Source organism: Psychrobacter sp. FME5, from assembly GCF_014861375.1.
GTDB lineage: Bacteria > Pseudomonadota > Gammaproteobacteria > Pseudomonadales > Moraxellaceae > Psychrobacter.
This window is the reverse complement of record NZ_RRYX01000039.1, coordinates 1-23,974: the sequence shown is the minus strand read 5'-3', so window position 1 is coordinate 23,974 and position 23,974 is coordinate 1. Positions and strand designations below refer to the sequence as shown.

General features: G+C 43.3%; 24 protein-coding genes and 1 pseudogene. 11 read left to right on the top strand and 14 right to left on the bottom strand.

Annotation, left to right across the window (positions count from 1 at the left end; translation table 11 throughout):
- A partial coding sequence (locus tag EI161_RS07225; RefSeq protein ID WP_192529303.1) for an FtsW/RodA/SpoVE family cell cycle protein occupies positions 1–671 on the bottom strand: 671 nt, incomplete at its 3' end.
- 263 nt (positions 672–934) lie between these two features.
- On the opposite strand from EI161_RS07225, the gene EI161_RS07220 reads away from it, so the two are divergent.
- Entirely contained in the window at positions 935–1,891 is a 957-nt protein-coding gene (locus tag EI161_RS07220) for a D-Ala-D-Ala carboxypeptidase family metallohydrolase (RefSeq protein ID WP_192529302.1), read from the top strand.
- A 329-nt stretch (positions 1,892–2,220) separates the two neighbouring features.
- A complete protein-coding gene (locus EI161_RS07215; RefSeq protein WP_192524057.1) occupies positions 2,221–2,712 on the top strand; it encodes a hypothetical protein in 492 nt (163 codons plus the stop codon).
- Between the two features lie 98 nt (positions 2,713–2,810).
- Here EI161_RS07215 and EI161_RS07210 read toward each other — a convergent pair whose 3' ends face one another.
- From EI161_RS07210 to EI161_RS07200, 3 genes are all read right to left on the bottom strand, one after another.
- Positions 2,811–4,307 carry a M16 family metallopeptidase gene (locus EI161_RS07210; protein ID WP_225735268.1) on the bottom strand — a complete coding sequence of 499 codons (1,497 nt, stop codon included), beginning with the start codon at positions 4,305–4,307 and terminating at the stop codon, positions 2,811–2,813.
- 144 nt (positions 4,308–4,451) lie between these two features.
- A complete protein-coding gene (locus EI161_RS07205; protein ID WP_192524059.1) occupies positions 4,452–5,960 on the bottom strand; it encodes a M16 family metallopeptidase in 1,509 nt (502 codons plus the stop codon).
- A 103-nt stretch (positions 5,961–6,063) separates the two neighbouring features.
- Complete coding sequence (locus EI161_RS07200) at positions 6,064–6,228, bottom strand: hypothetical protein (protein WP_192524060.1); 165 nt, start codon at positions 6,226–6,228, stop codon at positions 6,064–6,066.
- Positions 6,229–6,724: 496 nt separating this feature from the next.
- Here EI161_RS07200 and ftsY point away from each other — a divergent pair, with 496 nt between their 5' ends.
- Positions 6,725–8,110, top strand: a complete 1,386-nt coding sequence (gene ftsY, locus EI161_RS07195) for a signal recognition particle-docking protein FtsY (RefSeq protein ID WP_225735267.1) — start codon at positions 6,725–6,727, stop codon at positions 8,108–8,110.
- Between the two features lie 65 nt (positions 8,111–8,175).
- The gene (locus EI161_RS07190; RefSeq protein WP_192529300.1) at positions 8,176–8,748 is read left to right on the top strand and encodes a methylated-DNA--[protein]-cysteine S-methyltransferase; all 573 of its coding nucleotides are present in this window, start codon (positions 8,176–8,178) and stop codon (positions 8,746–8,748) included.
- A gap of 102 nt (positions 8,749–8,850) precedes the next feature.
- Here the strand turns inward: EI161_RS07190 and EI161_RS07185 are convergent, their stop codons facing one another.
- Positions 8,851–9,600, bottom strand: coding sequence for a YebC/PmpR family DNA-binding transcriptional regulator (locus tag EI161_RS07185; RefSeq protein ID WP_192529299.1), 750 nt, complete (start codon positions 9,598–9,600; stop codon positions 8,851–8,853).
- A 287-nt stretch (positions 9,601–9,887) separates the two neighbouring features.
- Between EI161_RS07185 and EI161_RS07180 the strand changes: the two genes are divergently transcribed.
- Positions 9,888–10,718: an ion transporter gene (locus tag EI161_RS07180; RefSeq protein WP_192524063.1), complete on the top strand. Its 831-nt coding sequence runs from the start codon at positions 9,888–9,890 to the stop codon at positions 10,716–10,718.
- 12 nt (positions 10,719–10,730) lie between these two features.
- Here the strand turns inward: EI161_RS07180 and EI161_RS07175 are convergent, their stop codons facing one another.
- Together EI161_RS07175 and aroQ are read right to left on the bottom strand one after the other, a co-directional pair.
- Positions 10,731–12,032: an ABC1 kinase family protein gene (locus tag EI161_RS07175; protein WP_192529298.1), complete on the bottom strand. Its 1,302-nt coding sequence runs from the start codon at positions 12,030–12,032 to the stop codon at positions 10,731–10,733.
- A 324-nt stretch (positions 12,033–12,356) separates the two neighbouring features.
- Positions 12,357–12,887: a type II 3-dehydroquinate dehydratase gene (gene aroQ, locus EI161_RS07170; RefSeq protein ID WP_192524065.1), complete on the bottom strand. Its 531-nt coding sequence runs from the start codon at positions 12,885–12,887 to the stop codon at positions 12,357–12,359.
- Between the two features lie 517 nt (positions 12,888–13,404).
- Here aroQ and EI161_RS07165 point away from each other — a divergent pair.
- Both EI161_RS07165 and EI161_RS07160 read left to right on the top strand, forming a co-directional pair.
- On the top strand, positions 13,405–13,620 hold the full coding sequence (locus tag EI161_RS07165) for a cold-shock protein (protein WP_192524066.1): 216 nt from the start codon (positions 13,405–13,407) through the stop codon (positions 13,618–13,620).
- Positions 13,621–13,896: 276 nt separating this feature from the next.
- Positions 13,897–15,051: a DEAD/DEAH box helicase gene (locus tag EI161_RS07160; RefSeq protein WP_192524067.1), complete on the top strand. Its 1,155-nt coding sequence runs from the start codon at positions 13,897–13,899 to the stop codon at positions 15,049–15,051.
- A gap of 100 nt (positions 15,052–15,151) precedes the next feature.
- Here EI161_RS07160 and EI161_RS07155 read toward each other — a convergent pair whose 3' ends face one another.
- The 7 genes from EI161_RS07155 to ilvA all read right to left on the bottom strand — a co-directional run bounded on the left by EI161_RS07155 (position 15,152) and on the right by ilvA (position 21,313).
- Entirely contained in the window at positions 15,152–15,982 is an 831-nt protein-coding gene (locus EI161_RS07155; RefSeq protein ID WP_192524068.1) for a sulfite exporter TauE/SafE family protein, read from the bottom strand.
- Between the two features lie 34 nt (positions 15,983–16,016).
- Entirely contained in the window at positions 16,017–16,310 is a 294-nt protein-coding gene (gene ccoS, locus EI161_RS07150) for a cbb3-type cytochrome oxidase assembly protein CcoS (protein WP_192529297.1), read from the bottom strand.
- 132 nt (positions 16,311–16,442) lie between these two features.
- Entirely contained in the window at positions 16,443–17,216 is a 774-nt protein-coding gene (locus EI161_RS07145) for a YdcF family protein (protein WP_192529296.1), read from the bottom strand.
- Positions 17,206–18,357, bottom strand: coding sequence for a UDP-N-acetylmuramate dehydrogenase (gene murB, locus EI161_RS07140; RefSeq protein ID WP_192529295.1), 1,152 nt, complete (start codon positions 18,355–18,357; stop codon positions 17,206–17,208). Before murB ends, EI161_RS07145 begins: the two co-directional genes overlap by 11 nt.
- 94 nt (positions 18,358–18,451) lie before the next feature.
- Positions 18,452–18,949, bottom strand: a complete 498-nt coding sequence (locus tag EI161_RS07135) for a low molecular weight protein-tyrosine-phosphatase (RefSeq protein WP_192524072.1) — start codon at positions 18,947–18,949, stop codon at positions 18,452–18,454.
- A gap of 220 nt (positions 18,950–19,169) precedes the next feature.
- The gene (locus tag EI161_RS07130; protein WP_192524073.1) at positions 19,170–19,610 is read right to left on the bottom strand and encodes an RNA-binding S4 domain-containing protein; all 441 of its coding nucleotides are present in this window, start codon (positions 19,608–19,610) and stop codon (positions 19,170–19,172) included.
- Positions 19,611–19,759: 149 nt separating this feature from the next.
- On the bottom strand, positions 19,760–21,313 hold the full coding sequence (gene ilvA / locus EI161_RS07125) for a threonine ammonia-lyase, biosynthetic (RefSeq protein ID WP_192524354.1): 1,554 nt from the start codon (positions 21,311–21,313) through the stop codon (positions 19,760–19,762).
- A 283-nt stretch (positions 21,314–21,596) separates the two neighbouring features.
- Here ilvA and EI161_RS07120 point away from each other — a divergent pair, with 283 nt between their 5' ends.
- The 4 genes and pseudogenes from EI161_RS07120 to EI161_RS07105 form a co-directional block, all read left to right on the top strand.
- Positions 21,597–21,947 carry an ArsR/SmtB family transcription factor gene (locus EI161_RS07120; RefSeq protein WP_192524355.1) on the top strand — a complete coding sequence of 117 codons (351 nt, stop codon included), beginning with the start codon at positions 21,597–21,599 and terminating at the stop codon, positions 21,945–21,947.
- Between the two features lie 107 nt (positions 21,948–22,054).
- A complete protein-coding gene (gene arsC, locus EI161_RS07115) occupies positions 22,055–22,462 on the top strand; it encodes an arsenate reductase (glutaredoxin) (protein WP_192529294.1) in 408 nt (135 codons plus the stop codon).
- On the top strand, positions 22,449–23,195 hold the full coding sequence (gene arsH, locus EI161_RS07110; RefSeq protein ID WP_192529293.1) for an arsenical resistance protein ArsH: 747 nt from the start codon (positions 22,449–22,451) through the stop codon (positions 23,193–23,195). The genes arsC and arsH overlap by 14 nt, the downstream gene beginning before the upstream one ends.
- A gap of 109 nt (positions 23,196–23,304) precedes the next feature.
- A pseudogene (locus EI161_RS07105) lies at positions 23,305–23,925 on the top strand (ArsB/NhaD family transporter); the annotation flags it as partial.
- Positions 23,926–23,974 lie beyond the last annotated feature (49 nt).

Genomic DNA, 23,974 nt, shown 5'->3' with positions numbered 1-23,974 from the left:
GTCCGCTGATAGTCATGCAATAGAAAATTCCAGACGATGGCGAGAAGAGGTACTGCTAGGATGGCGGCAGCTGAAATCAAGCGCCATGATAGACCTGCTAAAAACAGTACAAAAATACCGCTTGCTGCTACCAATAACGATGTACCAAGATCAGGCTCTTTAGCAATCAATAACACGGGGACGATGATTAATGCCAAGGTTATAACAATACTAGAAGCAGACGGCGGCAGGTCACGTTTGGACAAAAACCAAGCACACATCATGGGCATGCCAAGTTTCATGAATTCTGAGGGTTGCACGCTACCAAATCCTGGTAATTCAATCCAGCGCTGAGCGCCCATGCGTACCTCACCAATGATATCGACCAACACCAATAAAATTAATCCAAGCACATAAAATATGGGCGTAAAAACACGATAAATACTAGGCGGTATCTGTGCCATAGCGAACATAACGGTAAAAGCTACGCCATAACTGACCATTTGGCGTATGACCATGCCCACATCTTGACTTGCAGCACTATACAAAATCGTCAAACCAATACAGCAAACCGTCAGCAGCAGGAGAGTCAACCATGGATCGATATGAATGCGCTGCCATAGCGTTGGTGCATGACCTTGACCTAAATGATGGCTCTGACGTGAAAAACGGTACTGTAGATTCGAAGACATAGGCAAAGTGTGACTGACCATTGGCGTGAAAGAAAAATCTTGTTTGATAAGTAACAAGTGGATAATCAGTGATTATAAAGTGTTCACTCAACCAGATAATAGAGAATAAAGTAACTTGCTGGTAATAAAGTCACGTAATTATAAAAACTATAAGGATAAGTGTTAATTACGAATATGCCGCTACTGATTCGTTGCGATAGTTTAGCGTGCTTGCTTAAAATTTGATAGTATCGATAAAACGTTTTTAGCGGTAGTTTCTTGCAATGATAAATACAAAAAAACCTATTTATAAGCAAATGCACAAGCCTGTCATCGCTTTATTTATTTGTGCCAGTAGCATCTCTGCCCATGCCGCGATTATAAGCGACAATAGTGAGCGCCGTATCCAAATTCGCCATGGCAGCAGCGCTGATAGTGATAGTTCTAACGCCTATATCTCGCCTTCTGCCCGCAGTAATGCTAATCAAAAAGGTGGCTACAGCGGTGGTGTAACTATGTTGAGTGGAGCAGATAGAGTAAGTGGCGATAGTATGCAAGGACTTATTCAACAAAAACAGCGTGAGTTTGAATTCGATGCCAGCTTATCGATAGAAGAGAACAAGCGAGTCAATACCAATAAAGGCACACCACGCCATAACACGACTTATAGCACTAGTAGTAACGACTTTACCAATATGAATTTTAATGCATGGCTGAATAGTAATAGTTACCGTGCGAGGCAGGTAAACGATTATAAGCGTTATCTTGGCTCACGAGTTGGTGCGCAAAATGTGCCGCCATTGTCTCAGCTACTGACTACTGCTCGTAGCTGGAGTAAGTGCGGTTATGAGCCGTATCAGCTGCCCCCGCAGGAGCTATGGGCGAATATTGTGCCAACATTGCGTTTATACAGTGAGTTAAAAAGCCAAGGAGTTTTGCCAGCGAGCACCGAGATACGTTCGGTATATCGTAGTCCAGGATTAAATGACTGTGCAGGCGGCGCCAGCGCTAGTAAACATATGACCGCAGGGGCTATGGATATTTGGGTACCTGATTATGAAGGTAGCCCATGGCAGCTTAGTACTATGCAGGATGGCCTATGCCAGTTTTGGCAATATCAGGGACAATCTCATGATTTCGGCTTAGGTTTATACTCTACAGGCGCGATTCATCTCGATACCGAAGGCTATCGTAAATGGGGTTTTAACCATGCCAGTAGCAGTTCCTCCTGCCGTTATTAAATGAATTGAAACCCAAAAAGTACGATTAGCTGTGTCAAGCTCGTTTAGTCTACAGTGTGTAGTACTTGCATTCGTTTTCCTTGCTACTCTAATTTTGGTGAATAGTATAAGTTGAAACTATCAGAAGGGTAAATAAATACTGGCTAAGAGTCATAAAAGAGGGTTAGAAGCGTTATAATATGCCTATGAGGTCAATCACAAGGTTATAAAAAGTGATACATGGCTTAAAATAGCACTTATGGTAAGTAAGGTTTATGAAACAGCGGTATACAAAAAATAATCGGTCTAATAAATCAAAAAAAACGTTTTTGCAATCAAACAATACGTACGTGGCTTTATTTGCTGCAGGTTTTTTCTCTTTAGTGCTGATTAGTGCTTGCAGCCCAGACACATTTTCTGATGACAGCTCAATAGCGGCAGAACAATCTGACTCTGGCTCGGATAAAAATTTGCAAGATGCCAAAGATATTCAAAACAATATTAAGAACTCTTATGCGCGTCTGGCATCAAAACGCTCCAATATTTGTCCAAAATTGATACAAGAAGAAATAGACAGTCAGGTTATTGAGCGTACCGAAGAAGTGATGGTGGATAATCACTGTGATTATTTTTTATACCCGCGAAATGGTCAGCATATTTCGGTGAGTACTAACGACAGTCAAATCGAAGCATTACTAATAGTGCCAACGCTGCACGACTTTGCTAACGGGGATTATCAGGTCAGCTCTTATGACAAGCACGTGGTCCGATTGTCCTATAATGGGGCAACTTATAAGCCTGAACATTTTGTGTATGACGTGGCAGTGACTGTTTCCAATTAAATATTTTGTTTTTCGATAAAACAAAAAAAAGGATGGGCGATGTTAATAGCATCGCCCATCCTTTTTTATATAGTCATTTTAAAGCGAATTATCTATAGTTAGTTACTGGTCTTTTTATCTTTCCAAGGATCGTCTTGACCAACAGTGACAATTAAAAAATCATCAGGCTGTAGGGTACTACGCATTGTTTGGTTGACTTCAGAGAGCTTAACTTGGTCAATACGATTGACATAATCTGACAAATAACTGTTCGGCAGTTGATAAAAATTCATCATACCGAGTAAGCCATTAATTCCCGCATTGCTCGCAAAACCCATTGGGAAGCTATTTTTGAGATTATCTGTTGTCAGTTGCATCTCATCGCTAGTGATACCTGTGTCTAAAGTTTCATTAATGACATCTAGGCTGGCATCAATCGCAGCACGAGCCTTGTCATTACGAGTTGAAAACCCAATTTGATAAGGTCCACGCGCCAGCATCGGGTTCATCGAGCCTGATATGCCATAAGTATAGCCAAGGTTTTGCCTGATTTCCGTCATTAGTCGTGCATTAAAATCTCCCCCAGCCATGACTTCGTTACCGACAGCAAAATTGGTTTGCTGCTGTTGGTCTTTTGGGTTGGTGGCGCGCTTACTACCTAACTGCCCCATGAGTACGGTGGTCTGAGTACTGGGAAATGGTATGTGAATATGCTTTGATGTACTCAGGGATTTTGGCTCAGGTAGCTCAGCGGCGGGCTGGCCAGTAGGTAATTTAGCCGTGATACTTTCAGCCAGTTTTTTGGCTTGTTCTAAGGTTAGGTTGCCTGTCATGGCAACAGAGGCATTTGCCGCGACTAAATAGCGGTTTTTAAAATCTACCAGCTGTTTTTTTTCAATAGTAGGGACTGTTTCAAGCGTACCAACCGATGGATGGGCGTAAGGATGCTCACCGTACAGTGCCTGACTAAATGCAATACTGGCAAGGCTGTTAGGATCTTGTTTTTGCTGTTGCAAACCGACTAGTAAGCGTGCCTTGTTACGGGCTAAAATTTGCTCGTCAAAGCTTGGCTCAGTGATCATCTGAGTCATTAAGTCACTGGCAGGTAGTAGATGCTTATCATCAGACAAACTGCGCAGCGAGACCATAAACATATCTTTATAAGCACTACTGCTTAAATTAACGCCCAAGGTTTCAACCGCACGCGTGAATTCATTTTCATCTAAACGCTTGGAGCCTTGTTCAAGCATGGTTGCGGTCATATTGGCAATGCCAAAACCATCCTGCTTTATACTGCTATCGCGAGCACTACCAGCATTAAAGCGCAAATCAATATCGACGATCGGTAATGCGGTCGTCGGTACAAAAAGTACAGGCACACCTGCTTTGGTTTTAAACTGCTGAATCTTTGGTACTGTAACCTTTAGAGGCTTGGCATCATCTAGGCTGGTCAGCTTTGACAGTGCTGCGATTGGTGCACTGGTATCGACTGTGGCTGCCTGAGAGCGAGAGTCTTCAGCATCAGCTATATCTGCGTGAGCCGTTATGCTCAATGTGGTCAGCCCTAAAAATAAGCCCATACTCAAACTGGGTAGCTGCTTAAACTTTGTTTTCATTGATAGTTTCATTGATGACAGCAAAACAGTCTTCTTTTTAGTCGTTTTGTTAATGTTGAAAGTAGTATTTTGGGTCATGGTTTTCTTCTTATTAATAAAGGCTTTATGAAAAATTTTTGCATTAAATAAATGAAACACACCGCGCTATTTTTTCTTTGTTTCTGCTTTATCTTTAGGCGGCACGATATGCATCACCGTCAAATTATCCTTTACTAAATATTTTTTGCTGGCCGCTTTTATATCAGCAATCGTTACATTATCAAGCCTAGCTGGTAACTCAGCAAGCAGTCTGTCATCTAGACCGATAGATTGTAACGAGCCAATCATACGTGCCTGACCCTCCATACTGTCTTGCGCATAGACAAGCCCCGTCACCGTATTGGTTTTGGCACGCTCGATTTCATCAGCGGCAATCGGGTCGGTTTTGAGCTTTTCTATTTCAGCAATGATGGCTTGCTGTGCTTGATCTAAGCTCACGCCTTCACGCGGTGTCGCCTGTATCAAAAACAGCCCGTCGCCGCGATCCAGCAAATCATAAGACGTGCCTACCGTAGTCAGCACTCCTTGCTCACGTATCAACCGACTCTCGAGGCGTGCGGACAGGCCGCCATCTAATACATCTTGGGCTAATGACAGCGCATATGCTTGCTTTTCATCCTTTGCACCAGCAGTGACGAGACTGGGGACGTTATAACCCATTAATAAAACCGGCACTTGCACCGCTTGCTCGGAGTCAGTTTGTTGATAGCCACGGAAGCCTTTTTGACTGATGGCAGGGCGCTTGGGTAGATTGCTTTTTTTGAGCTCACCAAAGTAGCGTTTGACCTGAGTTAATACCTCTGTCGGCTCAACGTCGCCTACGATAACTAAGGTTGCATTGTTTGGCGCGTACCATTGCTGGTACCAGTCCTTTAGTTCTGGCAGTGTTATTGATTCAAGCTCGTTCATTGGGCCAATAACTGACTCACCTTTAGGGCTATCAGGCAATGCGAGTAAGCGGAATGATTCGTAAGCTTTGGCAAGTGGATTGTCATCGGTACGCTGACGACGTTCTTCCATGACCACTTGGTGCTCTTTGACGAATTCTTTTTCATCAAATACTAAGTTTTTCATGCGATCCGCTTCGAGCTCTAATGCTAAAGGAAAGCGATTGGCAGGGAACAGCTCATAGTAGCCTGTATAATCGTAGCTGGTAAAGGCGTTGTTGACCCCACCAAATTTGGCAATCAAGCGTTCATAATCCGCGCTTGAAACATTGCTGGTGCCTTTAAACATCATATGCTCAAGCAAATGCGAGATGCCGCCTTTATCAACGGGCTCATCTGCTGAACCAACTCGATACCAAATCTGGGTCATCGCTACTGGTGCACGATGGTCTTCTTTTACCACTACCTTTAGACCGTTTTCTAGCTGATATTCATGTCGACCCGACATATCCATGGTCAATGCTGATTGCTGAGTGTCTGCGGTCGCTTGATTTTGACTTGCTTTATCTTGCTCTGAGGTGTTTGGAGTCATTGGATTCTGAACAGACGAGCGTTGATTAGAATCAATGGTATTGGTCTGACAAGCAGCAAGTGCGGTGGCCATTGCTAGGGTACAGGCAATGCGTAGTGAAGTGTTAGGCATGAATAATGGTAAAGACAATGGCATGGTAGGTTCTACTTATATAAGATGGCAACTTGTAAACAGATGACTCATAAAATGGCGAATCATAAACTGATGTATCAACTATCAATGCTAACGATAGTTGGCTTTATAAAGATTTATGCGCCCCAACCATCACACTGGCCGTTGGCTTGAATTCTTGAGTAGTATTGCAGCCTGTCGCTGATAGCACCATCGTGGTTAACAATAGTGCTGCGCTGATACTGACGGTCTTTTTACTATACTTTTTACGAGTATGAGATAGTGATGACATAAGTAACTCCTAACCGGTGATTGTCGAATATGCGATGTTGAATAAGTAGCAAACCCTAAGGCATGTCCTCAATTCAAGCGACTGTATCTAAATGGGCTAAAAATGGCTAAATTTTGCCAAACATCGTCAAATAGCTGATTAATATCCCGATATTATTTACGCTATCTTCCTCGTTTGACTGCAACTTATCTCATTTTTATAATCATTTTAAAATGAAGACACACCCTAGAGTAAGACTTGGTAGAGTAGGCGAAGTCTAGCATGGAGAGGGTCAGATTTTTGTGTCCAAATCTTAAGCGAAACTTTCTCAGTCTATTGTCGTGCCTTTTAAAGTTGCAATTTTTGACCATGGTCTAAGACGGTAAGGGCTGAGCGCCACTCGAATTATGCTAAACTAGGCTAAAATTATCTGTCATATCTAGAGTAAAAACATGACGGTATATAGGCCATTCAAAATAAACAAATAACTGATAGTGATAACTTTTAGGGCAAGCTTATGAATAACCCAAATAATAACAATCGTGTGGTCATCAATCTTGATGGCGACCTTGATGATTTAGATGACGATGATATTACCTTACCCAGTCTGCCGGCGCAATCTGTGCCCATTATTGATGAGTCGGAAGAGGTTGTAGAAACTCAAGTATCTAATACCCAAGCACCCAATGATGAAAGTGTCGCTTTGGGTACGCCTATTGTCATGACAGACGAGCAAAGTAGCGCTAAAAACACCTCAGAAAGTTTCACAAGTGCTTCTTCAACAACTGACAACGCTGCAACTGATAAAAATGTGGCGAGCGAATCCAGTGCCGTTCCTAATATCCCAACCATGCCATTGCAGGAGCAACTGGGGGATAGTCCAAACGTTAGCCCTGATAGTAGCAGTACAGAAGTGACGACTCAGCAGCAATCAGAAGTAGAATTGCAAGAGGCTCAAGGCAATACGAAAAAGGGCAGCTGGTTTAACCGCATGAAAACGGGGCTGAGCAAGTCACGTAAAAACCTAGCCGAAGGTATGGTCAGTATCTTGATTGGTGGCAAAGAGATCGATGATGAGCTGTTAGAAGAAGTTGAAGACCAGCTGTTGGTGGCTGATATCGGGGTCAATGCCACCAACCGTATTATCAAAAGCCTCACCGAACAGACGAATCGTGGTGATTTGATTTATGCGCACTCGCTGTATAAGGCACTACAAACTGAATTGGTCGATATTTTAACGCCAAAAGTTGCGCCGCTGGTCATTGATAGCAGCAAAAAACCCTTTGTTATTTTGGTCGTTGGTGTTAATGGTGTGGGTAAAACCACCACTATCGGTAAACTGGCCAAACGCCTACAAGGTGAGGGCAAGTCAGTCATGCTGGCCGCTGGTGATACTTTCCGTGCTGCGGCTACTGAACAGCTGCAAATTTGGGGTGAACGTAATAGTATTCCAGTCGTGGCGCAAGGTCATGGTTCTGATAGTGCGTCGGTTATCTTTGATGCCATGCAATCTGCTAAGGCCAAAAATATCGATGTATTGATTGCTGATACGGCTGGGCGCTTGCAAAATAAAACCCACCTGATGGCAGAGCTTGAAAAAGTGGTGCGTGTGATGCGTAAAGCGGATCCAAGCGCCCCGCATGAAGGGATGATTGTCCTTGATGCGGGCACGGGTCAAAATGCGATTAACCAAGTGGAGCTATTCAATAAAGTGGTGCCATTGACAGGTATTACCATTACCAAATTGGACGGTACTGCCAAAGGCGGCGTGGTCTTTAATATTGCTGAAACGACGGATGTGCCGATTCGTTATATTGGTGTTGGCGAGTCAATTGATGATTTACGCGCCTTTAGTCCCAAGCAGTTTGTCGCAGCGTTATTTGAGACTGATGATAAAGAGTAGCACTCGATAGGTTGTTTTAGTTGATGAAGAAGTCTTGGAAGTATAACGATTTGGAAGGAAAAGCCATGATAGTCACCACAGCAGCTTTTGGATTGCACCAATTAACGTTAATTGCGAGTGTTAATGAGCATAGTAGTCCTAAACTGGTTGAAGCCAATTGGCTGCTGGCAGGTAACGCTTGGCACAGCTCCAAATCTATTCCGAAACTTAAAAAATATTACAACCTTGTCGATCAGGACTTTACCTTTATTGACAAAGATAGCCTAAGTGAAATTGACCCTGCTCAAGCTCTGTTACTAGAAACTATAAAGCAATTAGACGAGTATTTTAAGGGTGATCGTCAAGCGTTTGACCTACCATTAGATCTGTCGCTGGGCACTGAGTTTCAGCAGCGAGTCTGGCGCGCATTACAAGACATCAATCACGGTGAAACGATCAGTTATGCCACACTGGCAAAAAACGTAGGTAGTCCCAAAGGCTATCGTGCGGTGGCCAATGCCAACGGTAAAAACCCTTTTAGTATTATTATTCCCTGCCATCGCGTCATTGCTAGCGATGGTAAGCTGGGTGGTTATACAGGCGGGCTAGATAAAAAAGAATACTTGTTAGCGCTTGAAGGGGTCAGTTGCAAAACATAATGTGAATTAAGCACGTATCACGCGCTACTAAACACAAAAAAGCCAAACGCTAAAAACGTTTGGCTTTTTATTGAACAACTGATAGTTGATTATGCGATGATGTTATTGCTCAAGCTCAGCCATCACCTCAGCAGAGAAGTTCACATTACTATAAACCTCTTGGACGTCATCGATATCTTCCAACATATCAATCATTTTCATGACTTTTTCGGCATCATCGACATTATCGATTTCGGCGCTGGTTGATGGAGACATGGTGACTTCAGCGTTATCAGACACTAGTCCTGCCGCATTGAGCGCATCTTTGACTTGACCAAAGCTTTCCCATTCAGTGATAACGAGTAGGCTTTCGCCATCGTTTTCGATATCCAGCGCGCCTGCATCTAACGCTGCCAGCATCACTTCATCTTCTAGACTCACATCATGAAAAGTGATTTCGCCACGTTTGGTAAATAAATAGGCAACCGAACCTGTGGTACCAAGGTTGCCCTCGTTTTTGGTAAACGCATGACGCACTTCACTAACGGTACGGTTAAGATTATCAGTCAAGGTTTCGACCAATACAGCCACACCGCCCACACCATAGCCCTCATAGCTCACTTCATCCATATTTTCATTGTCATCGCCACCAGTACCGCGAGCCACGGCACGATTGATGGTATCTCGAGTCATATTGGCTGATAGTGCTTTTTCAATGACGGCACGCAGTCGTGGGTTTTTGTCAGGATCAGCGTCACCTTGCTTAGCTGCAGAAACGATTTCACGAATGATTTTGGTAAATACTTTGCCTTTTACCGCATCCTGACGGGCTTTGCGGTGTTTGATATTTGCCCATTTTGAATGGCCTGCCATATAATATCCTTAAATTCTGCGTCTTATTTATTATGCTTAAAAAAAGTATTTTTATAATAGGGTAATTCTATTTGTCTAAGGCAATAGAGCTACTAATACATTAACGATTTTTATGTTGTTGAGAGTGCTTTTTTGCTACACTGTGGCAACTTATAGATTGTATTCACAATGATAAGTGAGCAATATTATAAACCAGTTTTAGGTATTTTGACTAACTTGACCTTATCTATCACATTTTAAGTCATTGGTTGCTATCAAGCCATTGATATTATGAAGTTACTGACTCTATGAAGCAACCCACCGCTGAAGCCATTACCCATTTGCGTAACCGCATTCATATCATTATTGAAGGGACAGACACCCGTCTGGGTAAACTGTTCGATATCGTATTGTTGATTGCGATTTTGGCCAGTGTGGCTGTGGTCATGCTGGATAGTGTGCTATATATGCGTTTGCAATATGGCATACTGTTTCGCTATGCAGAATGGTTTTTTACCATCTTGTTTACGATGGAGTATATTCTGCGGTTGTTTTCAGCACCCAACCGTTTGCGTTATGTGTTTAGTTTTTTTGGGATAGTAGATTTATTGTCAGTACTGCCAAGCTACTTGAGCCTAGTATTCGGCGGCGTACAGTATCTATTAGTTATTCGCATACTGCGTATCTTACGTGTGTTTCGTGTGCTTAAGCTCAACACCTACATGCAGCAAGCGGGTTTTTTGGCCTCAGCGCTCAAAACCAGTCAGCAAAAAATTACGGTGTTTTTCTTATCATTAGTACTATTGGTGACGATTTTTGGTGCGGTCGTCTACGTGGTCGAAGGGCCAGAAAATGGCTTTACCAGTATTCCGATATCCATTTATTGGGCGGTGGTGACGGTCACCACAACTGGTTATGGCGATATGTCACCAAAAACGCCAATCGGTCAAGCAATTGCTTCGATGGTTATGATTACCGGTTATGCCATTATTGCCGTACCAACGGGTATTTTTACGGCTGAATTAGCGCGTAATATGCGTCCGCAGCTGAACCCGATAGCCTGTCCAAATTGTGGTAAGTTTGGACATGCGGTAGGGGCAGAGTTTTGTGATCGTTGTGGCCATGCCCTACACATTTAATTGTCGTTCGAATTAAACCTCTATGTATTCATCAACGAGTGGTGATAGGTCAATCTCAACGCCTAAATTGACCAAGTTCCAGTACTGCCCTGATACCGTACGATCTAACATCATGGTCGTCGCAGAAGGCTGAAACTGTCCAAAGTACTTCAACGAAGTACGCATTTGGGCGATGGCTTCGTGATGGACTTCACTACTAGCAAAATCAAAAGCGCCTTCTTGATAAGGCTGGATAGAGAGAGGCTTTAGGCCGATAGAGAGCCATTTTTCATAGAACTCACCCGGAATATTTTTATCATCGTCACGGCGAATGTCTAAGGCAACAAGGTCTTGTTCAAGGGCAGTCGTATCGCTTGTAATAGCATGCTTGGCAAAACGGCGGAACAGTTTAACTTCGCTATCACTATAACTCCGAATACCCCCAAAATCATAAGCCACGACGCTACCATCTTTGCGAAAAGCAAAGTTACCAGGATGTGGGTCGCAATGCATACGGTACAAGCCAAATAACTGTCCTGCAGTAAAGTGAAACAGTCGCTTTGCTATTTCTTGTTTGATGTCATTGTCCCATGTCGCTGCGACTGCTAACGTTTCGCCCATCTCTTCGGTCAAGGTCAAAACCCGTTTGGAAGAATGGCTGCTAACGACTTTAGGAATGATAAGTCCTTCATCTTCTGCATGAAAAGCCCCAAACACTCGCAAGTTATGCGCTTCTTTAATATAGTCCAGCTCATCGTGCAAGCTTTGGCGAATCTCGTTAAACAGCTGCTCTTGTAACTGTTTACTCATATTAAGTACACCAGCGATTTTTAGCGCCATACGTACTTGCTTGAGATCACTATCACAGTTCTCATCGACGTCAGGATACTGGACTTTGACCACCACTTTTTGTCCCGTTGGCAGTGTGGCTTTGTGTACTTGGCCAATAGAAGCGGCAGCAAAAGGGGTTTCTTCAAACTCAGCAAACAATTCGTTGACAGGCGCGTTAAGTTCACGCTCGATTTGCGCCCGTATCTGCGCATAGGGCATGGGCGGCGCATCTTTTTGTAGCTTCTCTAAAGCGGTGGCAACCTCAGGTGGAAAGACGTCTTTATACTGTGAAGCAATTTGCCCCACTTTCATCACCGCACCTTTCATTTCTCCAAGCGTTTCGGCTATCTGGATACCCACGTCTTGCATTAATTCTGAGCGCGCTTGCAGACGTTTTTCTTCGTCACTTGAGAGATGCTTAAATGAGTTTTTAGCTGCTTTGCCAGCAATGCTTGCGGTCATGCCAGCGAGTTTCATAAAGCGCTTTCCAGACGTTTTTGCCATTCATGTCACCATATAGTGGATTGTTTGCTCAGCCGTAATTCTAGTGTTTTAATCAAATAAATACTGTTTAGCTAATGTGTTGATAATAAAACGGTTCTATAGTCGGTTCTAAATAAAACAGATGCGTTATGATATGACGCGGAACTGGTATAAATTTTTCTGGCTTGCTGTGTCTACGCTGACAAAGGCTGCAAAGCTTATATTTTAAAGAAAGGTATACCAGTCCCGCCGCCGTACCGCTTTTATATTGAACTTACTATATGTGAACCGTGTTTTTCTTATTTTACCAATGTTTAAGGGCGGTTTTAAAACAAAGATTAAGTGTCAGTCGATCGTTTTTATAGCATAGAGATTGTCGAGCCAATAGGTCAATGCCATCTGGTAACCTAGCGGCCCCAATCCACAAATAACCCCAACCGCGACATCGCTCAAATAAGAATGATGACGAAAAGGCTCACGCGTATGAACATTGGATAAATGCACTTCTATAAAGGGTTTTTGTGTGGCCAAGAGCGCATCACGTATAGCGACAGAGGTGTGGGTAAAGGCCGCAGGGTTGATAATAATCGCATCCACTTGCGCCGCTTTTTCTGCTAAAAGTCCATGATGTTGAATCTCATCAACCAGCTTGCCTTCATGATTGGATTGACTGCATATTAATTCAATACCATACTGAGCTGCACGCGCAACCAAGTGTTTTTCGATATCAGCGAGGGTTGTATGACCATAAATTTCAGGCTCGCGTTTACCCAGCAAGTTCAAATTGACCCCATTAACCAATAAGAGTTTTTTATTGAATACTTTGTCAGCATGTTGGCCACAAGATGCTGTGGTTGATTTAGAAGGGGTTGTCATAATGGTCTCTTTAGAAGGGGTTGTCATAATGGTCTCTATAGCTATTAAATGATATCGATCGTTTATAATTTATCGTTAGATGTAAGAATTACAGAAGAGCAGGGTGGTAGCGTCCTGCTAAGATTACTGCTTTATGATAACAGCTTGCAGGCTTGGTTATAAAAAAATTACATAAAAAGCCCACCTAATCATCAAAAATCGTGTTAAATGTCTTTATGTTGCTAAAAACCCGTGCTATGATATTTTTTAAGCAATAATTATTGCAAGTTTGTTGCTGTTACTAAAGTAGGCTAATAGTAAAGATAGTGGCTTTGTTTATAGTGGCTTTGTTTATAGTGGCTATATTTAAAACATTAACTATGCTTTTAAATAGGGTTATTTATTATAAATGCTATGCATAAGTGGCAGCTACTATTGTAATACTCTTAATTTTTTGATTTCATAATCTTAGACCCCATTTATATGCAATGTTGCAAAGGAATTTGGGACTAGGCGAACTTTTTTAGGAAGTAATATTATGTCAGCTCGTGAGCAAGGTACCGTTAAGTGGTTTAATGACTCAAAAGGTTTTGGTTTCATTCAACGTGACAGCGGAGAAGATATTTTTGTCCATTTCCGCGCGATTCAAGGTGATGGCTATCGTTCTTTAGCGGACGGTGAAAAGGTTGAATTCAGTGTAGTAGAAGGCGATAAAGGTCTTCAAGCTGAAGAAGTCAAAAAAGTAGAAGAGTAATCAACTCAGTCATTAGAGCGGTTTAGCTATAATGTCTGTCCAAACTACTGATATACTACTGAGTCAAGCCCGTCTTATCTCACCCGTGTTGAGTTAACTCCAGCATATCTGTGAGATCAGGCGTTAGGCTTGACTTTTTTATGTCTACTTGTCTGCCCATTATCTATAGATTTAATAGGGTTGTAGTCTGTGAGTTTTTGCAGCGTCTGTCATGCAGACAGCCTAGCTGTCCATGATTGATAACCTATGATTGATTAATACAAAAAGGATGTTTTTTTGAGCAATTTTACGACGTTTACAGATTTACCGCTAACGGATGCGACTTTACGCGCAGTGCGCGATTTAGGCTTTACTGAATTAACACCTATTCAAGCACAAATATTGCCCTATACGTTGGCAAATCAAGATGCCATTGGACAGGCACAAACGGGTACTGGCAAAACGGCAACATTTTTATTGACTATTATGGAGGCCTTGCTTAAGCGGCCGTTTGGCAATGATGAAGAGCGTTATTTAGGTGAGCCACGTGCTGTTGTGATGGCGCCCACTCGTGAACTTGCTCAGCAGATATTTGACGACTGCATCGAATTGACCAAATACACTGCTCTACATAGCGTTTGCATCATGGGTGGCACCAATTATGAAACCCAGCAGCACGAGCTTGAGCGTCAGTATGTCGATATTTTGGTAGCGACGCCTGGTCGTTTGATTGATCTTGCCAATAAAGGCATGGTCTATCTAGATAGAGTAGAGGTGCTGGTATTGGATGAAGCGGATCGCATGCTGGATATGGGTTTTATCCCCGATATCAAGCGTTTGGTTGGTCGCATGCCAGCCAATACCGATCGTCAAAGCTTATTGTTTTCTGCGACCTTTAACCAAGATGTGATGAATTTGGCCTATCGCTGGCTGCATGAACCACAGTTTGTCGAAATTGAGCCTGAACATAAAACCAGTGAACTGGTTGATCAGCATTTCTATTTGTTAACTGAAAATCAGAAACTAGAAGCTTTAGAGCGTATCATCACTGATAGCGCAGTAGAAAAGGTCATCGTCTTTGCCAATCGTAAAGACCAAGTCAAACGCTTGTATCATAAGCTTCGCCAAGCGCATAAAATCGTCATGCTATCGGGCGATGTGATTCAGCAAAAGCGTGAAAAATATCTACAACGCTTTAAAGATGGCCATGCTTCTATTTTGGTGGCAACCGATGTAGCAGGACGCGGCATTCATGTCGATGATATCAGTCATGTGATTAACTATACGTTGCCTGATCAGCCAGATGATTATGTGCACCGTATTGGTCGTACAGGGCGTGCTGGACAAACAGGTGTCAGTATTAGCTTTGTGAGTGAAGATGATGCTTTTAATATACCAGCGTTAGAAAAGCACTTAGATACTAAATTTAAACTTGAACAGTGGCAGCAGTAGCAAGCCTTTAACTACTTGGCGTTAAAAAAGCCCTCAACGATTTGTTGGGGGCTTTTTCTTTGAGAAAAATCTTTTCAAATAAAGATAAGTGACAATTAAACTAGTGCTGTTGTTCCATTGTCGCTGCGTCGTCATCCATATTATGCATGCTGTGATCCATTTCACTCATATCGTGGTGCGCGCTATCATTTGTGTCAGATATCATAGCAGAATGGCTGCTGTGATCCATCTCTCCGTGTCCACCATCATGACTGCCGTGCATGCTGGACATGGCGATAGGAACAAAAACAACGGCCAAGCCAGACAACACCATGATAGCGCCATTCAGCTGTCTTAAGCGAAAACGTCCAATCTTATCGCGCAACCAGCCAACGGTTTCGTGAGTAGCAACCAGCATTGGTACGGTGCCTAGACCAAAGACAAACATCAATGCTGCACCGCTTAACGGGTTGTGAGCGACCACGGCAATCAGTAGGGCGCCATATACCAAGCCACAAGGCAAAAAGCCCCATAAAAGACCAGCAGACAGTGCACGCGGAAAGGTATTCAATGGAAATACTTTTTGACGAATGGGGCTAAGGTACTGCCAAAATCGCATGCCAAAACGCTCAAGCTTAGTTAAAAATGGTGCGCCAAGCATGGTTACACCAACAAATACCAGTACTAAGCCTAATAAGATACGCGGTATATTGTTACTCGTCATTAATGGCGCTAGTACAGTAGTACCAACAAGTCCAGCGATTAAACCTAACAATGCATAACTGGTCAAACGGCCTAAATGATAAGTCGCTACCAAGGCACGGCGCTTGGTTGGACTGACATCTTTCATAGACAGTCCAAATGCGGTCACCAAACCGCCACACATGCCCAAACAGTGTGGTGAACCAAAAAAACCCATCAGTAATGCCGCAACTAGTAAAGCAATAGTCATAGGATGTTTCTCCTAAAGAGTCTAAAAATCAAAGCTAGATTTTGGGGTTATGGTCACTATCGGAGAGCTTGCTCGTATCTGAATCAGTATCAGCTGCTGCATCATGAGCTGTGTCAGTCGCTACTACATCATTGCTTTGCTGATCAGGCGTTGAGTGCTGGTGCGCTTGCATCGTTTGTCGACGCTCTTGGCGATCGTCCAATATGATGCGCTGAGAGGCATTGTCTAGATCTTCAAACTGATTTGACTTAACGGCATAACGTACGGCCCAAATAGCAACCACAAACAGCATGAGACTTAAGGGAATTAATAAAAATATACTGAGCATGGCAAATCTCTTTAATAGCAGTTTCTTAGCGTATTATACACCCATTACTCCATTTAATGGACGTTCTGTCCTATTGAAAGCAATGCCGTAAACAGTTATGTGATGACGTTTGTACTAGATTGATATTGAGATTTAGTCATCAGCTGTCTTCGCAGCGTTACCTCTAGGCGTCAACAGCTGTTGCGACGTTACGTCTTTGGCTTGACGACAGTTTGTTTGTGGACGTATCACATCACGTAGGTAAGCTGCGATCTCATAGACTGCGCGCCGTGAATGGCTCAAGTTTTTCGCTGGTTCCATCCAATCACGCCTGACCGGTAAAGGAGCGTTAATCGGTGTGCTGTTGATACCGTTTAAGGCAAATTGTCTGCGCGCACGAGCCATATGATAGCTATCAGTAATAAGATATACATGATATAGGGGAGTACGTTTGGCGGTAAATCGCGCGTTTTCGCAGGTATTCATACTGGCATTTTCGCTAATCAATCCATCAATGCCATGTTCGATAAGCCACTGACCAAGCCAAGGCGCTTCAGCACCGCTTAGTACGATAGGAAGGGGTAGATCGTGATAGGCGGTAGCAGCGGTACGGGCGCGATTAAGACTATAGCTATTTAGGATAATTTGATTGTTATGATCATTGGTCAGACCGCCACCTAATACTACATAAGCGGTAGGCGGTGTACTCATGGCGGTAGAAGGCATGTTTGGTAAGGGTAGAAGGGTAAATAGATAAACCACTGCTTGCGAAAATAGCGGTGTAAATAAACTGATGAGTACTAAAATAACCGCCGTTGAGCCAAGCAAAAAAGTGGCATTAATAATACGAAACAACTTCATCATGCGCTCAGCTGAACGTAAGTAAGAGCGCCATAATCGCTTAGACCATGACCGCTTAGACCACATGCTCTTCATATCCAATAGAGCCGTCAGCATTTACCCACACGGGCTCACGCGACAATTGAATGGCAAACTTATCGTATACAGTATCAGCAATAAATTTTTGGGCGGCTGCCACATCTTCTTGAACGGCTTGATAAGGCGTGTGGTTGGTTAATACTAATGCTTGTTGCTTATGAGTGACAATTGGGGCTATGCCACCACCTTTTAGACCGGCTTGTTCAATTAGCCAGCCTGCAGCGACTTTAATCATTGCATCAGGCATAGGATAACCAACGATAGCAGGGTAGAGTGTTTGCAATGCCGTAAATTGAGCTTGAGGGATGATAGGATTTTGAAAAAAGCTGCCGCAATTTGGTAGCTGCTTAGGGTCAGGTAGTTTTTGCTGGCGAATATCAATGATGGCTTGCATAACATCAGAAGGCGTAAGCTGCTTGCGACCTTGCTCCGCTGCATAGCGTTGGGCGACTGTTTGTACATCACCGTAGCTGGCTAAAAATTTTGTCGCATCTGTATGTAGGCGGAAACCCACGCGACTGATTAACCAGATATTTGGATTGCGTTTAAAAACGCTATCACGATAACCAAAATCGCAGTCAGCCGCTGTTAGCTCATGCCACGTTTGAGTAGGCAGATGATAGGCGCGCACGTATTCTAAGCAGTCTTCTAATTGAACACCGTAAGCACCGATATTTTGTACAGGCGCTGCTCCTGTTAAACCGGGTATCAGCGCAAGATTCTCAAGTCCATACCAACCTTGAGCTACGGTATGCATCACCAAATCATGCCAGTTTTCACCTGCCATCACTTCAATACCGACATGACTGTCTGTTTGCGCAGTTAGATTGATACCGCGCATTTTTGGACGTAATACGATGGCATTTAATTGCGCCGGCAATAACACGTTACTGCCGCCAGAGAGCACAAACAAGGGCTTATTAGGTGTTGTATCTTTTACATAGTTAGCCATAAAAGCATCGAGCTGCGCCTCATCCGTCAATGTCACGACCAAATCAGCAGTAGACGCTAAAGCCATGGTATTGCTATATGACAAATCAGTTGTTGGACAGTTTAATAAATCCACTGGCAAGTCATCAGTTGGTAAATCATGTCGAGTGCTGGTATCAAGGCGCAAAGCTGAAGTCATAACATAGCCTAATCTGACAGATAAACAAAAATCATGTGATGTTCATTATAAAGGATGCTAGATATAAAAGTAGCAGAAATATGGCGCTTTATTGCTAGGCAGTTTTCCAGCTTTCAATCCAAGCTTGCGCACTAGATTCGATACGTTCTATCACTTCTTCAAATGCGTCGCTATCGCCTGTATAAGGGTCTGGGACATCGTCGCCACCGTAGGTAGGATCTTCTTCGCTGAATAACGCTAACTTGGCTAAATTATCTTCTGTGTCTGCCATGCCATCTTTAATGGCTTGTAGGTCGGCTAAGTTTTGCGCATCCATAGCTAAGATTAAATTAAAATTACGAAAATCATCGGCGCTTACTTGCCGTGCGACCAGCTTATTAATTTTATAGCCGTGGGCTTTAGCGTGACGCTGTGCTCGTTCATCGGGTGCGTGACCAATATGCCAGTCCCCAGTACCCGCAGAATCTACCTTAATTGCCAGCCCTGCAATTGCTGCTTGCTGACGAAAAATCTCTTCGGCGGTCGGTGAACGGCAAATATTTCCCAAACAAACCAATAGCACAGATGAGGGGGTAGACGCTTTGATTGGCATATAATGACCTTTTATCACAACAAAAAAACATGCTATCAAGACCAGCATGGGTAATGCGGTTTATTAGCATGTTATCGAGTAAGTTAATGAGTTATCAGCGTAACGGTTAATGCTTTGAATGGCAAGAGTAGAGGCTAAACAATTGGGTCATTCAATCCAGTAAACCGTAGGGCGCTGCTGAGAGCTATATTCTTAAAAATGAGGTTAAACCCTAATATTTTTAGTCTTGCTTGTTCTTAAAACGTTGTAAATCACGACGCTCTTTTTTGTTGGGTTTATTATCAGGGCGGGCAAGATTGGCAAGTTTACGTTGCTCGGCATAATAGGCGCGTCGCTCTTCACTTTCCTCAGTCTCTGAATATAAAACTTGGGCAGCGGTCGCATTGCCACGTTGTGCGGTGAGTGCCTCAACAATCACTGTTTTTTCAGTCATCGCCGTAGCTGAGCCCTGACGAATCTGTAGCTCATCGCCAACCATAATTTCTTTGCTGGTCTTAACGCGGCTACCAGCATAATGTACTCGCCCGCTTTCAATGGCTTCTTTGGCAAGGGTTCGAGTGCGATAAAAGCGTGCAGCCCATAACCATTTATCAAGCCGCATGCGAACCAAATCAGGTTTGCTGTGGCTGGGTTGATTGTGGTTTTTATTGTGTTTACTCATCAAAACCTCATAAATATCAATAAAGTAAAATAGTAATGGTGCTTTTTTTGCTAATTAAAAGGGTGGCCAGGTTACTATTAAATCATCAAGCGCAGTTTTTTAATGGCTAAATTAAAAAACTGCACTGATAGATGGTAATTTATAGCTATTTATTTTAAAAATAGCTGATAGCCAACATTGTCATTGACAGCGGTACAGTCATAACCAATATCGAGTAGGGCGTCTTGTAATTGGCGAGAGTTACCCTCAGAAGCTTGCAGGCCAACTAATACACGGCCTTCGGCAGCACCATGATTACGATAATGGAACAAAGTGATATTAAAATCATTACCCAGTTTTTCTAAGAATGTCAGTAGTGCGCCAGGACGTTCTGGGAATACGACACTTAATAATTGCTCGTTTTCGACATGGGCATGACCGCCAATCAAATGACGGATATGCGACTTGGCGATATCATCATCGGTTAGGTCGTGAGCTTCATAACCATCAGCAGCCAATTGGTTGCTAATGGTTTGACGCTCTTTATCGCCTTCTTTTAGCGCGATGCCAACAAAAATCGCTGCAGGCTCCATGGAGTCTGGTGACTTTTTGCTATCGGCACGGTAATTAAACTCAGTGATATTACGCCCATGTAGGCTACGGCAGAAGTTTAAGAAAGCACCCGTTTGCTCAGGAATAGTGACGCCAAAGATGGCTTCTTTTTTCTCACCAATCTCAGTACGCTCAGCGATATAGCGCAGACGGTCAAAGTTCATATTGGCACCGCAAATGATACCAACGCAGTTTTTGCCTTGTAGGTTATGGGCCTCGATGTATTTTTTCATACCAGCAACGGGTAATGCGCCAGCGGGTTCGACGATACTGCGGTTTTCTTCAAAAATATCTTTGACGGCAGCGCAGACTTCATCATTGCTGCAGGTCACGACTTCAGGGTCGACGACAGGGCCTGATTTGTCACTCTTTTGCATACGCACGATGTCAAAAGGCAATTCGCCAATTTGAGCAACGGCCACACCATCGACGAACAGTCCGACTTGCTCAAGCTTAACGCGCTCATTTGCTGCAAGCGCGGCTTTAAGAGACGCTGATTGCTCCGCTTCTACCGCGATGACTTTTACATGCGGGGCCACTTCACCTAAGAATGCGGCCACGCCAGAAACCAGACCACCGCCGCCAACAGCGACGAAAACATAATCCATATTACGCCACTGCTGGGTCAGCTCAAGGCCGATAGTGCCTTGTCCCGCGATAACCAGCTCATCGTCATAAGGCGGAATAAAGGTCAAGCCTTCGGTCTCAGCGCGATTGATCGCATAGCGGTTGGCTTCATCAAAACTATCGCCATGTAAATCGACATTACCGCCAAGCGCTCTTACAGCATCGACTTTGATATCTGGGGTGGTGGTTGGCATGACGATGATATTATTGATGGCAAGCTTACGGGCAGAATAAGCAACGCCTTGTGCATGGTTACCCGCCGATGCGCAAATGACGCCGTGTGCTTTTTGCTCATCGCTTAATTGGCTAATACGGTTATAAGCACCGCGCAATTTAAAGGATTTGACTGGTTGCAAGTCTTCACGCTTAAATCGAATATCATTAGCAAAACGCTGGGTCAGCTTGGGTGCCGCTTCAAGTGGTGTTTGAATAGCAACGTCATAGACGGTGGCTTGTAAGATGGCTCGTACCCAGTGTGACAGCATAATGATTCCTAAACTAGAGTGTGTATGAATATAAAAAGTGCGGATGGTTATATAAGTGGCAATTGACAATAACCATTACCAAAAAGCGCAGATAAGTATAAAAATGAAATAGATTAGCCTATGCTGATTTTAACTATCTTGCAAGACACAATTGCAGTTTTTATATCGGCTTTAGTATTTTGACAGGGTTAATTGAAGTCGAGATAGATTTTTAGTGAGTTATTTATCTAAAAACTTGCCTAAAAATCTTGAATTATTTTGACCTGTCTGTATTATTGGACATATGGAAATAACTACTGCTATCGCCAGCTTTGCTGCGCTGTCTCAAGATACCCGTCTAAAAGCGTTTAGGTTGCTGGTTAATCAAGAGCCAGAAGGCTTAGCTGCGGGCGAAATAGCACGCCAACTGTCTGTGCCTCATAACACCATGTCAGCGCATCTAGCGATACTGGCACGTTCAGGTTGGGTGACATCAAAGCGCCACAGCCGCCAAATTATCTATCGAGCCTCCTTATCACATATGCAGGCAGTGATTCAGTTTTTACTGCAAGATTGCTGTGCAGGACATCCAGAATTATGTGCGTCGCTTATGGACAGCTTAAGTGGTTGTGAGATAAATAAAGCTGATAATTAAGATGTTCATTAAAATAGCCATTAAAAACAATCATTAGAATCATTATTCAGACAAAGTTAAGCTAAAAATTAACTTGATAAATATACTCATAAATAGGTAAACCTACTATGAAAACATTGATTTTCCACAACCCTAAATGTGGTACTTCTAGAAATACTTTAGCCATTATGCAAGCCTCAGGTGAGAATCCAGAGGTGATTGAATATCTTAAGACGCCGCCAAGCCGTGATTACTTAGTTGAGCTATTGGCAAAAATGAATACCTCACCGCGAGAATTGCTGCGTAGTAAAGAAGCCATTAATGATGAGTTAGGCTTAGATAATCCGGCACTGTCTGACGATGTGATTATCGATACTATGATTGCGCATCCTATTCTAATCAACCGTCCTGTCGTGGTTACGGATAAAGGCGCGGCATTATGTCGACCCACAGAGCGAGTGTTTGAGCTTTTAGACAATCCAGTGAGCAGCTTTACTAAAGAAAATGGAGACGTTATTCACTATGCCAAGCGCTAAAGAAAATCAGCAAGCCTCTGACTTTGATGATTTACCCAATATTGATTTCAGTAAGTTTCAACCTATTGATATTGAGTCTTTGATTGCTACAAACGACCCGCGTCATCCACCAAAAATATTGATGTTATACGGCTCTTTGCGTGAACGCTCATTTTCTAGGCTAGCGGCTGAAGAAGCAAGCCGTCTATTGCGTTGGTACGGCTGTGAGGTAAGGATGTTCAACCCATCCGGTTTGCCATTACCTGATGACGCTGATGTCGAGCATCCGAAAGTACAAGAGCTACGTGAACTTGCGCAGTGGTCAGAAGGCATGCTGTGGGTGAGTCCAGAACGTCATGGCAGTATGACCAGTATTATGAAAGCGCAAATTGATTGGATTCCACTAGCATTAGGTGGCGTACGTCCGACCCAAGGCAAAACTTTGGCAGTGATGCAAGTGAGTGGCGGTAGTCAAAGCTTTAATACCGTCAATCAATTGCGTATTCTTGGGCGCTGGATGCGGATGATTACCATCCCCAATCAATCGTCTATTCCAAAAGCCTTTTTAGAGTTTAATGATGATAATCGCATGGATATGTCACCTTTATATCTGCGTCTCGTGGATGTTTGCGAAGAGCTGGTAAAGTTTACATGGCTCACACGCGGACGATCAGCGTATCTGACTGATCGCTATTCAGAACGTGTCGAAAATACTGAACAAATATCACAGCGAGTCAATCAAAAGTCGCTTTAATCTTCTGTACTACTAGGCTGTTTCATTGGCCTATATTAGCTATTTTATGTTAACTGGGCTAGATCAAATAGATGGCATCAAGTTTGCCTAAGTAACGTTAAGGTTATTCATGCTCGCACTCATTATCTTTATTGTGACCCTAACTTTGGTTATTTGGCAGCCTAAGGGCCTAGGCATTGGTTGGAGCGCAATAGGCGGCGCGTTGGTTGCTTTAGCTTTTGGTGTGGTGCAATTATCTGATGTTGGGGTCGTATGGGACATTGTCTGGGACGCGACCTTTACCTTTGTCGCGCTTATTATCATCTCGCTTGTTTTAGATAAAGCGGGTTTTTTTGGCTGGGCAGCACTGCATGTAGCCAAACTTGGTAATGGTCAAGGGCGTTTGCTATTTCCAATGGTTGTAATGTTAGGCGCGTTTATATCGGCATTTTTTGCCAATGATGGTGCTGCATTATTATTGACACCGATTGTCATTGCGATATTGCTAAGGCTTAATTTTTCACCACCATCAGCTTTGGCATTTATCATCGCGACTGGTTTTATTGCCGATACCGCAAGTCTGCCATTGGTTACCTCCAATCTGGTGAATATCGTCAGTGCCAATTATTTTGATATTGGTTTTGGACGTTATGCTGCGGTTATGGTGCCAGTGAATATTGTCTCTGTGCTAGCAACGCTAGTTGTGCTATGGGTGGTCTATGCGCGCCATATTCCAAAACACTATTCGGTGGTGTTCTAAAAAGTATGCTGGCATCAGACATAGCCATAATTGACATAGA

What these genes read in the sequence shown, in the direction of transcription:
- EI161_RS07220 (WP_192529302.1), top strand. Translation starts at nt 935, where the DNA reads ATGATAAATACAAAAAAACCTATTTATAAGCAAATGCACAAGCCTGTC.
- EI161_RS07210 (WP_225735268.1), bottom strand. Translation starts at nt 4,307, where the DNA reads ATGAAAACAAAGTTTAAGCAGCTACCCAGTTTGAGTATGGGCTTATTT.
- EI161_RS07205 (WP_192524059.1), bottom strand. Translation starts at nt 5,960, where the DNA reads ATGCCATTGTCTTTACCATTATTCATGCCTAACACTTCACTACGCATT.
- EI161_RS07200 (WP_192524060.1), bottom strand. Translation starts at nt 6,228, where the DNA reads ATGTCATCACTATCTCATACTCGTAAAAAGTATAGTAAAAAGACCGTC.
- ftsY (WP_225735267.1), top strand. Translation starts at nt 6,725, where the DNA reads ATGAATAACCCAAATAATAACAATCGTGTGGTCATCAATCTTGATGGC.
- EI161_RS07190 (WP_192529300.1), top strand. Translation starts at nt 8,176, where the DNA reads ATGATAGTCACCACAGCAGCTTTTGGATTGCACCAATTAACGTTAATT.
- EI161_RS07185 (WP_192529299.1), bottom strand. Translation starts at nt 9,600, where the DNA reads ATGGCAGGCCATTCAAAATGGGCAAATATCAAACACCGCAAAGCCCGT.
- EI161_RS07180 (WP_192524063.1), top strand. Translation starts at nt 9,888, where the DNA reads ATGAAGCAACCCACCGCTGAAGCCATTACCCATTTGCGTAACCGCATT.
- EI161_RS07175 (WP_192529298.1), bottom strand. Translation starts at nt 12,032, where the DNA reads ATGGCAAAAACGTCTGGAAAGCGCTTTATGAAACTCGCTGGCATGACC.
- aroQ (WP_192524065.1), bottom strand. Translation starts at nt 12,887, where the DNA reads ATGACAACCCCTTCTAAATCAACCACAGCATCTTGTGGCCAACATGCT.
- EI161_RS07165 (WP_192524066.1), top strand. Translation starts at nt 13,405, where the DNA reads ATGTCAGCTCGTGAGCAAGGTACCGTTAAGTGGTTTAATGACTCAAAA.
- EI161_RS07155 (WP_192524068.1), bottom strand. Translation starts at nt 15,982, where the DNA reads ATGACTATTGCTTTACTAGTTGCGGCATTACTGATGGGTTTTTTTGGT.
- ccoS (WP_192529297.1), bottom strand. Translation starts at nt 16,310, where the DNA reads ATGCTCAGTATATTTTTATTAATTCCCTTAAGTCTCATGCTGTTTGTG.
- EI161_RS07145 (WP_192529296.1), bottom strand. Translation starts at nt 17,216, where the DNA reads ATGTGGTCTAAGCGGTCATGGTCTAAGCGATTATGGCGCTCTTACTTA.
- murB (WP_192529295.1), bottom strand. Translation starts at nt 18,357, where the DNA reads ATGACTTCAGCTTTGCGCCTTGATACCAGCACTCGACATGATTTACCA.
- EI161_RS07135 (WP_192524072.1), bottom strand. Translation starts at nt 18,949, where the DNA reads ATGCCAATCAAAGCGTCTACCCCCTCATCTGTGCTATTGGTTTGTTTG.
- EI161_RS07130 (WP_192524073.1), bottom strand. Translation starts at nt 19,610, where the DNA reads ATGAGTAAACACAATAAAAACCACAATCAACCCAGCCACAGCAAACCT.
- ilvA (WP_192524354.1), bottom strand. Translation starts at nt 21,313, where the DNA reads ATGCTGTCACACTGGGTACGAGCCATCTTACAAGCCACCGTCTATGAC.
- EI161_RS07120 (WP_192524355.1), top strand. Translation starts at nt 21,597, where the DNA reads ATGGAAATAACTACTGCTATCGCCAGCTTTGCTGCGCTGTCTCAAGAT.
- arsC (WP_192529294.1), top strand. Translation starts at nt 22,055, where the DNA reads ATGAAAACATTGATTTTCCACAACCCTAAATGTGGTACTTCTAGAAAT.
- arsH (WP_192529293.1), top strand. Translation starts at nt 22,449, where the DNA reads ATGCCAAGCGCTAAAGAAAATCAGCAAGCCTCTGACTTTGATGATTTA.